10 protein-coding genes are annotated in these 15,003 nt (G+C 73.6%); 4 read left to right on the forward strand and 6 right to left on the reverse strand.

Annotated features, from left to right (window positions below; translation table 11 throughout):
• Positions 1-345: 345 nt before the first annotated feature.
• Positions 346-1,854 carry a DUF4246 domain-containing protein gene (locus tag ABTY59_RS25040; protein ID WP_352021268.1) on the forward strand — a complete coding sequence of 503 codons (1,509 nt, stop codon included), beginning with the start codon at positions 346-348 and terminating at the stop codon, positions 1,852-1,854.
• A gap of 76 nt (positions 1,855-1,930) precedes the next feature.
• Here ABTY59_RS25040 and ABTY59_RS25045 read toward each other — a convergent pair whose 3' ends face one another.
• Positions 1,931-2,860: a zinc-binding dehydrogenase gene (locus ABTY59_RS25045; protein ID WP_352021269.1), complete on the reverse strand. Its 930-nt coding sequence runs from the start codon at positions 2,858-2,860 to the stop codon at positions 1,931-1,933.
• Between the two features lie 76 nt (positions 2,861-2,936).
• On the opposite strand from ABTY59_RS25045, the gene ABTY59_RS25050 reads away from it, so the two are divergent.
• Together ABTY59_RS25050 and ABTY59_RS25055 are read left to right on the forward strand one after the other, a co-directional pair.
• Positions 2,937-3,584 (forward strand): TetR/AcrR family transcriptional regulator, encoded by a 648-nt coding sequence (locus ABTY59_RS25050; protein ID WP_352021270.1) that lies wholly within the window; start codon positions 2,937-2,939, stop codon positions 3,582-3,584.
• A gap of 65 nt (positions 3,585-3,649) precedes the next feature.
• Entirely contained in the window at positions 3,650-4,378 is a 729-nt protein-coding gene (locus ABTY59_RS25055) for an SDR family oxidoreductase (protein ID WP_502995424.1), read from the forward strand.
• 25 nt (positions 4,379-4,403) lie between these two features.
• On the opposite strand, the gene ABTY59_RS25060 is transcribed toward ABTY59_RS25055, so the two are convergent.
• On the reverse strand, positions 4,404-4,742 hold the full coding sequence (locus ABTY59_RS25060) for a thioredoxin family protein (protein ID WP_352021272.1): 339 nt from the start codon (positions 4,740-4,742) through the stop codon (positions 4,404-4,406).
• A 241-nt stretch (positions 4,743-4,983) separates the two neighbouring features.
• Here ABTY59_RS25060 and ABTY59_RS25065 point away from each other — a divergent pair, with 241 nt between their 5' ends.
• Positions 4,984-9,216 carry a bifunctional nitrate reductase/sulfite reductase flavoprotein subunit alpha gene (locus ABTY59_RS25065; RefSeq protein WP_352021273.1) on the forward strand — a complete coding sequence of 1,411 codons (4,233 nt, stop codon included), beginning with the start codon at positions 4,984-4,986 and terminating at the stop codon, positions 9,214-9,216.
• Positions 9,217-9,231: 15 nt separating this feature from the next.
• Here ABTY59_RS25065 and ABTY59_RS25070 read toward each other — a convergent pair whose 3' ends face one another.
• The 4 genes from ABTY59_RS25070 to ABTY59_RS25085 form a co-directional block, all read right to left on the reverse strand.
• Positions 9,232-9,651: a TOBE domain-containing protein gene (locus ABTY59_RS25070; RefSeq protein ID WP_352021274.1), complete on the reverse strand. Its 420-nt coding sequence runs from the start codon at positions 9,649-9,651 to the stop codon at positions 9,232-9,234.
• A 581-nt stretch (positions 9,652-10,232) separates the two neighbouring features.
• Positions 10,233-12,035 carry an ATP-binding SpoIIE family protein phosphatase gene (locus ABTY59_RS25075; protein WP_352021275.1) on the reverse strand — a complete coding sequence of 601 codons (1,803 nt, stop codon included), beginning with the start codon at positions 12,033-12,035 and terminating at the stop codon, positions 10,233-10,235.
• 150 nt (positions 12,036-12,185) lie between these two features.
• The gene (locus ABTY59_RS25080; RefSeq protein WP_352021276.1) at positions 12,186-13,610 is read right to left on the reverse strand and encodes a tetratricopeptide repeat protein; all 1,425 of its coding nucleotides are present in this window, start codon (positions 13,608-13,610) and stop codon (positions 12,186-12,188) included.
• A 291-nt stretch (positions 13,611-13,901) separates the two neighbouring features.
• On the reverse strand, positions 13,902-14,987 hold the full coding sequence (locus ABTY59_RS25085; protein ID WP_352021277.1) for a tyrosine-protein phosphatase: 1,086 nt from the start codon (positions 14,985-14,987) through the stop codon (positions 13,902-13,904).
• Between the last annotated feature and the right edge of the window lie 16 nt (positions 14,988-15,003).

The raw sequence follows: 15,003 nt of genomic DNA on the forward strand, positions 1-15,003 counted from the left end.
GTTCCGATGCCTTGTTCCGCCATGTGTTCCCGTCTTTCCGAGGGCCTCGGCCGCGCCGAGACCGACGACGATGCGATGCGATGCGGCTCCGCACGACCCCGGCCGTGCCGGGTGGCGGCCACCGCCAGGCCAGCGTCGGCCGCCGGTGCACCGCCCACCACCGGAGAGCGCCAGTCGGAGCAGTCCGTCCCACGGCGGGCCGGGGCCCGTGGGGCACACGGGCGAACGCGTCCCCCGGCCGCCCGCGGCGGACGAGAACGATCACGGCGGGGGACCACGGCCGCGCTGTCGGTCCGCTGACATATCCTTCCGGCCACCGCACACCGACACGAAGGACCAAGAGCATTGACCGGCCTGTCTGCCTTCCCGCTGCCCTTCCGCGCTTCCCGTGCCCTCACGTTCGCGACGCCCCGGACACTGCGGGAGCTGCAGATGACGCAGTGCAGCGCGCAGATCCGGGCGAAGCCGCGGTGGTTCGAGAAGAGGGACGACGCCGGCATCGTCGCCCGGTGGACGCGGGAGGCGATCGCCCAGGGTCTCACCGAGGCCCAAGTCCGTTACGTACGGGACGAACTCGCGCACTACGCCGCGCTGCGGGACGACCGGACCGGCATCGAGGTGTCGGCCGTCGACGGGGTGTGGCACTCGGACGCGCTCGTCGACGACGAGCTCAGGTCCCGGCTGCGCGAGGCGGTCCGGGTTCTGGAGGAGGTCCCCGAGGCGGAGCGGGACTGGCATCCCGGCTCCGGCGGCCAGGTGCTCGACCTGGTCCATCCCTCGCTGTTCTGCCTGGTGCGCGAGGTGAGCGGCGCCCCCGAGCGGGCCTGGCGGAACCCGACGAACCACTACACGAAGCACGAGTTCTCGGAGCGGTTCCAGTGGCTGCCCACGGATGTCGACGTCAGTGACGACGGTGAGGTCTCGTTCCGTTCGTACGTCAACAACGTCCACCCCGAGGCGCATCACGAACTGGCCGCCGTCCTGCCGGACCTGTTCGGGCGCCTGCGCCCGCTCTTCGAGAACGTGCTGACCGATCTGCGCCATCCGCGGCCGCTGCGGATCACGGCCGATCCCTACGGGTGGTACGACTCGGAGCCGGTGTATCCGCACAAGTCCGACTACAGCGACGACGGGGCCTACCGGGACGCCCTCGACGCGTGGAGCGTGGCCCAGGACGACTGGTGGGAGAACCGCGTCCCGGTCGTCCCGGACGCCCCGGACTTCACCCCGCCCGAGCTGCCCGACGAGTCCGCCCGCGTCGATCTGCGCGGCCGCCGCCTCCAGGTCATCGTCAAGCTCGCCACCATCCACCTCACCCCGGACAGGCCCGAGTACGCCGGCGGTTCCTGGCACGTCGAGGGCATGCTGAACGAGCGGATCGTCTCCACCGGCCTCTACTACTGGGACAGCGAGAACATCACCGAGAGCCGGCTGAGCTTCCGGACGGCGCTCGACGACCCGGAGTACGAGCAGAACGACGACGACGGCCTGCGCGAGGTCTACGGCCTGGAGGACGAGGACGCGCTGAACCAGGTGCTCGGCTCGGCCGCGACCCCGGCGGGCCGCTGCCTGGCCTTCCCGAACGTCCTGCAGCACCGCGTCGGTTCGTTCCGCCTCGCGGACCCCGCGCGGCCGGGGCACCGGAAGATCCTCGCGTTCTTCCTCGTCGACCCGTCGGAGACGATCGTCTCGACGTCCGACGTGCCGCCGCAGCAGCCGTGGTCCGAGACGTCGACCATGACACTGGAACAGGCCAGGACCTTCCGCGAACAGCTCATGCAGGAGCGCACGTTCTTCGTGGACGAGCACAACGAGCAGCTGTACGAAAGGGAGTTCTCGCTCTGCGAGCACTGACCGCCCCGGTCCTCCCCGCCCGCGTCGGGCCCCGTCGGGTCCGACGGCGGGGAGGGTCCGATCGACGGGACATTCCCTAGTCCAGGGTCAGGACCGCCTTGCCGCGCAGGCCTCCCGCGCGCACCGCGGCGACCGCGTCCGCCGCGTCGTCCCAGCCGCCCCGCCAGGTGATGCCCGGGTCGAGGGTGCCGTCGGCGATCCGGCCGGCGAGCCAGCCGAGGTCGCGGCCGAGGCCGACGCAGTCGAGCAGGAAGAAGGTGACCACGGACCGGTCGTGCCGGCCCTGGTCGCCGAAGAGCGCGCCGAACGGGAAGTCCTCGCCCGTGCCGGCCGAATGCCCGAGGGCGACCAGCGTCCCGCCCGCGGCGAGCGTGTCGTACGCCTCCACCAGGAGCGGTCCGCCGACCACGTCGAGCACGCCGTCCATCGGCCGGGAGGCCTCCTTCGGCGTTCCGACCACCTCGTGCGCGCCGAGGGCACGCAGGAGGTCGCCGTTGTCGTGCGGGGAGCTCGTGGACGCCACGACGCGGGCGCCCGCGGCACGGGCGAGCTGGACGGCGAAGCGCCCGACGCCCCCGGTCGCCCCGGTGATCAGCACGTCGCGCCCCAGGAGCGGGCCGAGGCGGTGCAGGGCGCGCAGGGCAGTCGTACCGGCGACGGGGACGGTCGCCAGGGCGGCGGGGTCCGCTTCGGCGGGGGCGGTGCCGATCAGCGCGGTGTCGACCGCGCGGAGTTCGGCCCAGGCACCGTCGGGCATCAGCGTCACCACGGGTGTGCCGGCGATGGGACCGGAGCCGTCCGCCGCGGCCCGTTCGACGACTCCGGCGGCGTCCCAGCCGAGGACCGAGCCCGTGGGTGCGCCGCCGAGGACGAAGGCGATCTCACCGTGGTTGAGCGAGGTCGCGGTGGTCCGGACGAGTGCCTGGTGGGGGGCGGGCTCGGGGTCGGGCGCGGTGCCGAGCCTGAGGCCGCCGGGCGCCGAGGGGTCGACGAGGAGCGCGCGCATGAAGGACCTCCCATGAATGTGCCACTGAGTGGCACAAGCCTATAGGTGGCATTCGCCTCCCCGCTACAGTGGGCGGATGACGGCCGAGAACTCCCCCGCGCTCCCGCTGCGCGAGCGCAAGAAGCAGCGCACCCGGCAGACGCTGATCGACACCGCGCTCGACCTGTTCGGCGCACACGGATTCGACGGCGTGACCCTGGACGGGCTCTGCGAGGCGGCCGAGGTGTCGAAGCGGACCTTCTTCCGCTACTTCGCCGGCAAGGAGGACGTCGCCATGTCCCCCACCCAGGACCTGTGGACGACCTTCCTCGACGTCCTGGAGAGCTGTCCGGCCGACGGGCGACCGCTCCTCGCGCTGTTCGAGGACGCCCTCGCCGAGGCCATCGGCCGGATGCCGGCCGACGGATGGGCCGAGCGCGCCCTGGCCGGGCGGCGTCTCGCCGCGCTCACGCCCTCCATGGACGCGCACTGCCTCGCGTTCTGCGACCGCACCACACGATCCGCGCTCGCCGTGGCCGAACGGCGCTTCTCCCTCCCCGGCCCCGACGACCCGCTGCGGGCCCGGCTGGCGCTCGACCTGCTCGTCGTCCTGTTCAACCGGGCACTGGACGCCTGGGTGGCCCAGCCCACCGGACACACCGCCGAGGACCTCGCACGACGCCTCCGCGCCACCTCCGCCGAACTGCCCTCGGCCCTCGCCACGACCGCCGAGCCCCACGCCTGAGCGGAGGCCGCTCCGACGGCACGGCTACGCTCTCCATGATCGACACGAGAAGCGGGGAGGCGTGGATGGAGCTCGCGGGGAAGACGGTGGTGGTCACCGGGGCCGGGCGGGGGTTCGGGAGGGCGCTGGCCCTGCACGCGGGCCGGGAGCGGGCGCGGGTGTTCGTCTCCGCCCGCTCCCTGGCCGCCGCCCGCGAGGTGGCCGACGAGGTGGCGGCCGACAGCGGTGCGCAGGTGGACGCCTTCGCCTGCGATCTGGCCGACCCGGCCACCGTGCGGGCCTTCGCGCACGACGTCGCCGCCCACACCGGCCACGTGGACGTCCTGGTCAACAACGGCGCCCGCTACCTGCCGGGCCCCGACCTGTGGGACGCCGACGACGAGGCGATCAGCGACACCGTCGCCTCCGGAGCGACCGGCACGCTGCTGACGGTCAAGCACTTCCTGCCCCTGCTGCGGGCCTCCGCGGGCGCGGACGTGGTCAACCTGGTCTCCTCGGCGGCCGAGACCCGCAACCACCGGTCCCCCGCGCATCCCGCGTTCTACGCGGCCAAGGCCGCCCAGGCCGGTTTCGCCGACGTCCTGTCGCACCGGCTGCGCCCCGAGGGCATCCGCGTCATCTCGCTCTACCCACCGGACTTCACGGACGGCGACCCGCTCCACCCCGCCTGGGACAGCGCCTCCCGCACCCCGGACGACCCGCTGACCGCGCGATCCGTCCTCGACTGCGTCCTCTTCGCGATCAACCAGCCCCGGGACTGCTTCATCCGCTCCTTCCACTTCGAGCAGCCGTAGCCGCGGACGGGCACGCGCCCGCCCCCTACAGGTGGGCGTCCAGGAGGTCGCGCACCTCGGTGGTGGTCAGGCGGCCCGTGGCGTGGGCCACCGCCTCGCCCTCCTTCAGCAGGACGTACGACGGGGCTCCGGTGACCCCGTAGCGCCGCGTCGCGTCCGGGCAGCGCGTGATGTCGGTGCGGACGGCGGTCAGACGGCCCGCGTACGCGTCGGCGATGCCGCCCACGACGAGGTCCATCGCCCGGCAGGCCTCGACCGCCTTGGGCCAGGTACCCGTGAAGTACGCGAGGACCGGGACCCGGCTCACCCGGAGGATGAAGTCGAACTCCGCGTCCTCACGGGGCCGGTGCAACTGCTGCGCCATGGGGGCTCCTGACCTCGCGTTCCGTCGTGACGCCTCCATCATCCCCGCTCGGCGAACCCCTCGCCGCCCGCCCCGGACCGTCGGCGGGGTCCGGACCCCCGCCGCTCACCGCGCCCCGGCTCGCGCCGTGCGGGCCGTGTAACCCCGGGCGCCCGGTGAGCGTGATCGTCCGGAAACCGCTGCTTCCTACCGTCGTGGCCGTGGGGTACCTTCCCACACCGTGTCGAGAGGAGGGCCGCCCGTGCCTTCGCCGGGTTCGAGGACCGAGGATGTCCGGACCGTCTGCTCGTACTGTGGGGTCGGCTGCGGGATCGTCCTCGACGTCACGCGCGATCCTGCCACCGGCCTGCGCCGCGCCGTGAAGGCCGCCGGCGACAAGGCCCACCCCGCCAACTTCGGCCGCCTCTGCACCAAGGGCGCCACGAGCGCCGACATGCTGGCGGCTCCCGGGCGCGCCACGACGGCCCTGGTCCGCGCCGAGCGGGGCGGCGAGGCGGTCGGGACGGACGTCGACGCCGCCGTCGCCGAGGTCGCGGCGCGACTGCGCGCGATCCTGGACGAGCACGGCCCCGACGCGCTGTCCTTCTACGTGTCCGGGCAGATGTCGCTGGAGGCGCAGTACCTGGCGAACAAGCTGGCCAAGGGCTTCGTACGGACGAACCAGATCGAATCGAACTCCCGGCTGTGCATGGCCTCCGCCGGCTCCGGCTACAAGCTGTCCCTCGGCGCGGACGGCCCGCCCGGCTCGTACCAGGACTTCGACCGCGCGGACGCGTTCCTCGTGATCGGCGCCAACATGGCCGACTGCCATCCGATCCTCTTCCTCCGGATGACGGACCGGGTGAAGTCCGCCGGGGCGAAGCTGATCGTCGTCGATCCCCGGCGCAACGCCACGGCGGAGAAGGCCGACCTCTTCCTCCAGATCAGGCCCGGCACGGACCTCGCCCTCCTCAACGGCCTGCTGCACCTGCTCGTCGAGAACGGGCACGTGGACGAGGAGTTCATCGAGGAGTTCACGGAGGGCTGGGAGTCGATGCCCGCGTTCCTCGCCGACCACCCGCCCGCGAAGGTCGCGGAGATCACCGGCGTTCCCGAGGCGGACATCCGGCGGGCGGCGCGGTGGATCGGCGAGGCCGGCGCGTGGACGAGCTGCTGGACCATGGGGCTCAACCAGTCGACGCACGGCACCTGGAACACCAACGCGCTCGTCAACCTGCACCTCGCGACCGGCGCGATCTGCCGCCCCGGCTCCGGGCCCTTCTCGCTGACCGGGCAGCCCAACGCGATGGGCGGCCGGGAGATGGGGTACATGGGACCCGGCCTTCCCGGTCAGCGGTCGGTCCTCGTCGACGCCGACCGTGCCTTCGTCGAGGAGCTGTGGGGCATACCCGCGGACTCGCTGCGCACCGACGTGGGGCGGGGCACCGTGGAGATGTTCGAACGGATGGCCGCCGGCGACATCAAGGCCTGCTGGGTCATCTGCACCAACCCGGTGGCCTCGGTCGCCAACCGCAGGACCGTGATCGCCGCCCTGGAGGCCGCCGAACTCGTCATCGCCCAGGACGTGTTCGCCGAGACCGAGACCACCGCCTACGCGGACGTGGTGCTGCCCGCCACGCTGTGGGCCGAGTCCGACGGCGTCATGGTCAACTCCGAACGGAACCTCACGCTCGTCCGGGGCGTCGTCGACCCGCCCGGCCAGGCGCTGCCCGACTGGCGGCTGATCGCCCGGGTCGCCTGTGCCATGGGCTTCGCCGAGGGCTTCACGTACGGCTCGGCGGAGGAGGTCTTCGAGGAGCTGAAGCGCGCGTGGAACCCCCAGACGGGCTGGGACCTGCGGGGTGTCTCGTACGAACGGCTCCGCGACACCCCCGTGCAGTGGCCGGCGCCGACGGGCGACGGCCCGGACCGCAATCCGATCCGCTACCTGAACGACGGCGTCAGCCAGACCCCGCTGGTACGCGAGGACGGCAGCCGCCCGCGCCTGGTCTTCCCGACACCGACCGGGCGGGCCCGCTTCTTCGCCCGCCCGCATCTTCCCGCCGCCGAACTCCCCGATGACGACTACCCGTTCGTCCTCAACACCGGGCGCCTCCAGCACCAGTGGCACACGATGACCAAGACCGGCAAGATCGCGAAGCTGACCAGGCTCGCCCCCGGCCCCTTCGTCGAGATCCACCCGGAGGACGCGGCGCCGCTCGGGATCGCCGAGGGCGACCACGTGGAGATCGCCTCACGGCGCGGCCGAGCCGTCCTTCCGGCGGTGGTGACCGACCGGGTCCTGCCCGGCACCTGTTTCGCGCCCTTCCACTGGAACGACCTGTTCGGCGAGTACCTCAGCGTCAACGCCGTCACCCACGACGCCGTCGATCCGGTCTCCTTCCAGCCGGGGTTCAAGGCGTGCGCGGTGACGCTCGCGAGGACCGCCGCGCCCGTGCCCGTCGCCCCGCGCCCGGAGCGGGAACCGGTCGGCACGGCGCCCGGACCGGAGCGGGAACCGGCCGACGAGGCCCCGAGTGCGGAGCGGGGCCCGGCGGCGGGGGCCCCGGGCTCCGTCGCCCCGGCCGTCCCCGTGCTCGCCGCCCTGCTCGGCGTCGCGGACCTCACCCCGCCGCCGTTCACCGAGCCGGAGCGGCGCTACCTCTCGGGCTATCTGTCCGGGCTCGCGGCGGCGCCCGCCGGGGGCGGCGTCCCGGTTCTCCCCGCCTCCGCACCCTTCGGGCAGGAGCACGCGCTCTGGGTCGACGGGGTCCTGGCCGGGATGTTCTCCCGCGCCGACCCACCCGCGCGTCCCGCGTCGACACCCCCCGTGCCCGAGGCGCCCGCACGGCGTCTCCTGCTCCTGTGGGCCTCCCAGACCGGCACCGTCGAGGAGTTCGCCGCCTCCGCCGCGGCGCGGCTGACCGCGGAGGGGCACGCCCCCGCCCTCCTCCCGATGGACGGCACCGACGTCACGGAGCTCGGGCCCGACACGGACCTGCTGGTGGTGACCAGTACGTTCGCGGACGGCGACGCGCCGGACAACGGAGCCGCCTTCTGGCAGGCGCTGGCCTCCCCCGACGCTCCGCGCCTCGACGGCCTCCGCTACTGCGTCCTGGCGTTCGGCGACTCCAGCTACGACGACTTCTGCGGCCACGGCCGCCGTGTCGACGCGCGCCTCGCCGAGCTGGGAGGCGTCCGCCTCCAGGCCCGCACCGACTGCGAACCCGATCACGAACAGAGCTCCGGCGCCTGGCTCTCGGCGCTCCTGCCGCTGCTCACCGCACCGGTTCCGGAGCCGCGGCCCGCCGCCGTGCCGGCCGGCGGGTCCGGGACGCCGTCCCCCGCGCCCCCGGTCTCCGGACCGGCGGACACGGTGCCGTACACGAAGGCCGCTCCGTTCCCCACGCTCCTGATCGGCAACCGCCTCCTGAGCCTGCCGGGCTCGCAGAAGGAAGTGCGCCAGTTCTCCTTCGACACCCGTGGCGGCGAACTCGCCTACGAGGCGGGGGACGCCCTCGGCGTGTGGCCGGTCAACCACGCCGCCCTGGTGGCCGAATGGCTCGCCCTCACGGGACTCGACCCCGACGAGCCGGTCGACTCCGGTGACCCGCTTCCCCTGGCCGAGGCCCTGAGAACCCGCTTCGACATCACCCGCCTCACGCCGGACCTGTTGCGGTTCCTGGCCGAGCGCGGCGGCAGTCCCGACCTCCGGCGGCTGCTGCGCCCCGGCAACAAGGACGAGCTGGCGAAATGGAGTTGGGGCAGGCAGATGGCCGACGTGATGGACGCCTTCCCCGTCCGGGCCTCCGCCGCCGAGTGGACCGGCGTCCTCAAGCGGCTGCAGCCGCGCCTGTACTCGATCTCCTCCAGCCCCCTCGCCCACCCGGGCGAGGTCCGGCTCACCGTCTCCGTCGTCCGCTACGCCAACGACCGGGGGCGGGACCGCACGGGGGTCTGTTCGGCGTACCTCGCCGACCACGCCGACGACGGTCCCGTCCAGGTGTTCGTGCAGCGCTCCCCGCACTTCCGCCCGCCGGCCGATGCCGCCGCTCCCGCGATCATGGTCGGCCCCGGTACCGGCGTGGCACCCTTCGTCGGCTTCCTGGAGGACCGCCTGGCCCGGGGCCACACCGGCCGCAACTGGCTGTTCTTCGGCGAGCAGCGTGAGGCCACCGACTTCTACTACCGCGAGGAGCTCGCGTCACACGTGGCGTCCGGTCACCTCGACCGGCTCGACGTCGCCTTCTCCCGCGACCAGCGCAACAAGGTCTACGTCCAGGACCGCATGCGCGAGCACGGCTCCGCCCTCTGGTCCTGGCTGCGCGACGGAGCCCACTTCTACGTGTGCGGCGACGCCACCCGCATGGCCAAGGACGTCGACACGGCCCTGCTCGACGTCATCGCCCGCCATGGGGGGATGAACGCCGAGGAGGCGACCGCCTACGTCAAGCAGATGACCGCCGACAGGCGCTACGTCCGCGACGTCTACTGACCCCGGGGGGTGTGATCAGGCTCCGGCGAGGGAGATCTCGGTCGACTTGATCAGGGCGACGACGGAGGTGCCCGCGCTCAGGCCCAGGTCCTCGACGGCGTCCTTGGTGATCGCGGCGGTCAGCTCGCCGCCCGCGACGGAGACCTTCACGGAGCCCATGGCGCCACCGGTCGACACCTCGGTGACGGAGCCGGCGAGCTGGTTGCGGATGGAGATGCCCTCGACGGGGCCCGTCGCGAGGGCGACCTCGGTGGACTTCACCAGGGCCTTCACCGCGGACCCCTCGGCCAGGCCCAGGTCCCTGACGGCGTCGGCGGTGATGGCGGCGGTGATGTCCTGACCGCCCTCCAGGCGCACCTTCACGGATGCCATGGCCTCGCCCGTCGTGACGGCGGTGACGGTGCCGGGGAGCTGGTTACGGATGGACAGGGTCATGGAACTCACGCCTCACAAAGCCGGAAACGAGCAGTCGTCACTTCTGTGACCTGCGTCTCGACCGACGCTACGGGAATGGGGCACAGCCGCAGGACCACCCGTCGCATCCACCAGCCGGATGGACGCATTCCCCTCGCTCCTTCGGCGAGGTCCTGGAGGATCCACCGTGGGAACGCGGCTCGCGAGGATCTTTTCCGTGGTCGGGACCAGCGGTCTCGACGGCGCGCGCCCTGTTTGACTGCGCGCACCGGCTCGGCGGAAGGAATCGCCCGGGGCGGCGGCAGAGGAGGAGTGCGCGGTGTCCGTGGTCGTGGTGCGTGACCCAGCGACGGAGACTCCCGCCGGAGTGAGCACCGCGCTCGCTGCGGCGGGACTGGCCGTCCGACCCGACGCGCCCGCGCACGACGCGTCGCCCGCCTCCGGGCTGCGCGGGGTCGAAGGCGTCGTCGTCCTCGCCGCGCCGCCGTCCGCCGGTGTCCGCGGCGGCACCCCGGTGGACGGCCCTGCCGAGGATCTTCGCCTCGGCGCTGCGCGGCTGACGGACGCCTGGGGACGGGGCCGGGGATCACCCCCGGCCCCGTTCAGGAGGGCAGGTTCTGCTCGGCCCACACCACCTTGCCGGTGACGGTGCGGCAGGAGCCCCAGCGGCGGCACAGCATGTTGATGAGCTGCAGGCCCCGGCCGCCCTCGTCGCTGAGTTCCGCGTGCTGGATCTGGGGCAGGTCGGGGCCCGTGTCCGAGACCTCCACCACCAGGCGGTCGCCGCGCAGCAGCCGGATGCTGCCGGGTCCGTTGCCGTAGCGCAGGGCGTTGCCGACGAGTTCGGACACGACGAGCTCGAAGACGTCGGCGAGCTCCGTCAGGTTCCACGCGGCGAGCTGGTCGGTGACCAGGTGCCGGGCGACGGACGCGGCCCGGCCCTCCTGCGGCAGCTGCCACTCCCGCAGCTCGTCGGGCTCCTCCGAGGCCGTCGTCGCGATCAGGAGCACGGCCTCGTCGAAGCGGGCGGCGTCGGCGGGGGCGCACGCGATCAGGCCGCCGCGTTCGAGGGCCTCGGGTGCCAGGCCGCGCGCGGCGGAGCGCAGACGGTCCAGCCGGTCGTCGATGTCCGCGTCCCGGGACTTGACGAGCCCGTCCGTGTACATGACCAGGCTGCCGTCCCGCGGCACCTTCAGACGGACCGGGTCGTACGGGATCACTCCCGCGCCGAGCGGGGCGCCGACGGGCACGTCCACGAACTCCGCGGAGCCCTGTCCGTCGAGGAGCAGCGGTGGCAGGTGGCCCGCGCTGGCCAGCGTGTACGTGGAGTCGGCCGGGTCGAACACGGCGCACAGGAAGGTGGCGACCTGCTCGTCCTCCAGGTCGCGGGTGGCGAGGTCGAGCCGGGCCAGGACGCGCTCGGGAGCCATGTCCAGGGTCATCAGGGTGCGGGCCACCGCCCGCAGGCGCCCCATGGTGGCGGCCGCGGGCAGCCCGTGGCCCATGACGTCGCCCACCATGAGGGCCGTGCGGCCGCCGGGCAGGGCCATCACGTCGTACCAGTCCCCGCCCACGCCGTGGTGGGCCGCGGAGGGCGCGTACTCGGCCCGTACGCGCAGTCCGGGCGTCACCGGGGTCGCGCGGGGCAGCAGCGCCCGCTGGAGCGAGACGACGTGCTCGCGCTCGCGTCCGTACAGCCGGGCGTTGTCGATGTAGACGGCGGCCTGGGAGGCCAGCTGTTCCGCCAGCGCGAGGTCGGTGGCGGAGAACGGCCGCGTCCCGGGGCCGCGGACGAAGTCCGCGCTGCCGAGCAGCAGCCCGCGGGCGATCAGGGGGACGGCGAGGTAGCTGTGCACCCCGGCGGCCCGCATCTTCGCCGCGGCCCGCTCCGTCGGTGCGACCTTCACGAAGTCGTCGTCACGCATGCGGCTGACCAGCACCGGCCGGCCCTGTCGCAGACAGTAGCGGTGCAGCAGCGTCTCGTGGGACTCCTCCGGGCGGGCCGAGGTCGTCTCGCCCACCGGAGTGGGCTCCAGGGAGGACAGGGCCTCGACGCAGCTCAGGGCGGTGGCCCGCATGAGCGGGGTGCCCGTGCCCGTCCAGCGCGCGCCCTCGTCGCCCCTCAGGACGCTCTCCAGGATGTCGACGGCGGCGCCGTCGGCGAACCGGGGCACGGTGAACTCGGCCAGCTCCTGGGCCGTGCGCTCCAGGTCGAGCGTGGTGCCGATCCTGGAGCCCGCGGAGTTCAGCCAGGCCAGCCGGCCGCGCGTGGTGAGCCGGTCGAGGGGGACCTCGCCGCCGCTCCGCGCGAGCCGCCCGCGGGCACCGGCCGGGCGGTACACCGCGGAGCCTCTTCCGGTCGAAGCGCGGGCGGTCAGGCGCCTTCTCCCGTCGCCGCCGTTCACTCGTTCGACCTCCCGACAGGAACGCGACCTGTGTCGGTGCCCAGCATGCACCTTTTCCGGCCGCTTGGCTGCTCCCGGTCGTCACGACGTGCGGGACACGCCCCTAGGGGGTGTCCCGCCGATCAGGCCGGGCTCGCGGCAGGACACCCCCTAGAACCGGTCCGAGGCGAGGTCTCCGCTCCGACCCAGCCGGCCCGCCCGGTCGCGCGCGGCGGCGGCCCGGGGCACGTCGCCCAGGGAGTCCGCGAGCCGGGCCCCGCTCAGCCAGTTGTACGGGCTGTCCGGACGCAGCGCGGTCCGCTCGCTGATGAGCACCCGGGCCTCGTCGTGCCGACCGGACCTCAGGGCCGCGTCCAGGAGGGTCTTCTGGAGGACGTCCCGCTGGGCGTGACTGCCGCCGAACTCGTGCAGCCGTCGCCGCAGCGGCCACAGGAGCTCCATGACGGTGCCGTGGTCTCCCCCGGCGTGCGCGAGGAGCGCCTCGCACACGGGCAGGCCCACGTCGGCGGTCATCGCGCGGTTGGTGACGGCCCGCGCGGCCGGTTCCGCCAGCCAGCGCCTGCGGTCGGCGATCAGCGCGCGGGCCTCGGCGACCCGGCCGGCGCCGACGTAGGCCATGACGGCGTGCACGTCGTTGAAGGCGTAGAACGGCGGATCGGCCCGTGCCGACCAGGCGTCCGCGAGCGCCTCCCACCGCCGGGCCTGGTCGGATCCCGCGAGGTGGAACCGCCACAGCATGGCCGCCGCGTCGAGGAGCTCCATCGCGACGCCCCGGGAGTCCTCGTGGTGCAGGGCCGCGTCGTAGACGCCGAGCGCCGTGTCGGTGCTGCCCGCCTCCAGGGCGTAGAGGGCGTAGTGCCACCAGGTGTGGACGGTCAGGAAGGTGCCGGCGGACCAGTCGTCGGCGCGCGCGTCGAGATAGGCGGTGCCCTCGGTGAAGCGGCCCTCCATCTCGTAGGTGTGGGCGACGGCGTGGATGGCCCACACGTCGTGGCCGTTGCGCTCGACGGCGGCCGCGCCCGTGTCCCGGGCGTGGCCGTAGTGCCCGCACTCCTCCAGGCCGAAGGCGTACATGCCGAGGAGCGGGCCCCGGTGGGGGTCGTCCTCGTCCCACGCGGACAGAGCACCGCCGATCCGGTCCCGCAGGCGCTGCGCGTCACCGGTGAGGAAGTCGAGCTGGTGCCCCACGAAGAGGGCGAGCGCGTCGCGCGGGTGGGCCACGGTCAGCTCCTCCAGGAGGGCGCTCCCCCGCCGCAGGTCGCCCGCGAGCAGGCTCTCGGCGGCGGCCGTGTGCAGGCGCTCCCGCAGGGGCAGGCCGCTCGGGTCGAGGCCGGCGCGGAAGGCGCCGAAGCGGCGCCGCGCCTCCGCGGCGGCGGCCGGCTCGGTGCCCAGGACCCCCAGGTAGGCCGCGAGGGCGTGCGCGACCGGTGCGGCGGGGGCGGCCGCGAGGAGGTCGTCGACGGCGTCGGCCACCGCGGGACGGAAGAAGAGCAGGTCCTCCACCGCGCGGTCCAGATGCGCGACGGCCTCCGCCGTGCCGTCGTGCACGTCGTGGCCGTACCGGTCGGTCGTCAACGCCGATCACCTCGTCCTCGTCGGTCACACCGTCGTCCGGGCGTCGCCACCGGGGGACGCCCCTCCCATGGAGCCATCGACGGGCGCCCGCGCACAGTCCCTGAACAGGTGATCCGCGCGCCCGTGCGGCCGTCGGCCTCGTCCTCGACGACGAGGAGGGCGGGGAGCACGCCGACATCGCCGGTACGGCGGCGGCGATCATGTCGCGCGGCGGGGCGTGGGTCGCCACCCGCGAGCGGATCGCCCGCCACTGGCTCACCACGCACCCGCCCCGGGGGTGACCGGCGGGGCTCAGCCGACCAGGAGGTCCTTCCTGAGGCGCTTCAGCTCGCGGTGGTCGATGCCGAGGGCGTCCTTCAGGTAGCGGTCGAAGGAGCCGTACACGGCCTCGACCTCGTCGTAGCCGGAGTTGAGGTACTCGGGGCGCACGTCGAGCAGCGGCTTGTAGACGGCGGCCTGCGCGGGCGGAAGGTGGCCGAGCACGGCGTCGTTGGCGGCCTTGCGGTAGGTGTTGCTGGCGAGGTAGTCGGCCATGACCGTCTCCCTCGGCACCCCGAGGGCGGTCAGCAGGGCGGCGCTGGACCAGCCGGTGCGGTCCTTGCCGGCGGTGCAGTGGAAGAGCACGGCGTGCGCGTCGTCCTCGCGTATGCCGTCGAGGACCTGTGTGTACGCCTTCCTGCCGCCCTCGCCGCTGACCATGGTCTTCTCGGCGTCGATCATCATCCGCTCGGCCTCGGCGGGGCTCTTCGGCATCTGCTGGAAGGAGCCGGAGCCGGCGAAGACGTCCGCGACGACGTAGTCGGCGCCGGCCGGGACCTGGTCGGGGTCCTTGGCTCGCTCGTCAGCCATCCGCAGGTCGAAGACGGTCCTGATGCCGAGGCGCCGGAGCTTGGCCAGGTCCTCGGTGGTGAGGTTGGCGAGGGCGTCCGAGCGGTAGACCTCGCCCATCGTGACCCACTGGCCGTTCGTGGTGCGGTAGCCGCCGGCGTCGCGGAGGTTGACGGTTCCGGAGAGCTTGACGAGACGGTCGGCGAGCCGCAGGCCCTGGCCGTGGTCGGCCTCGAACCGGAACCACTGGCGGTCGGCGGCGGGCAGGCCGGTGACCACGGCCCGGCCGGTGTCGCCGCCCCGGGCGACGACCCTGCCGTTCGCGCGGATCTCGACGCGCCGTACGCCCTCCGCCTTCCAGCTGAGGGAGTACGCACCGTCGGCGCCCGCGGTGACGGTGGCCTCGGTGAACGGGATGGACGAGCCGGAAGGGTGGTGCCCGGAGGCCTGCGAGTGGCCCCGCTCGGAGGCGGTGGCCGTCGGCGCGAGGGGAAGGCCGAGGGCGAGGGCGGAGACGACGGCGGTCGCGGACAGGGTTGCCTTGTTCATGGCGGTGAGACTGGGC

It is taken from the genome of Streptomyces sp. NPDC096079, from assembly GCF_040303145.1.
GTDB lineage: Bacteria > Actinomycetota > Actinomycetes > Streptomycetales > Streptomycetaceae > Streptomyces.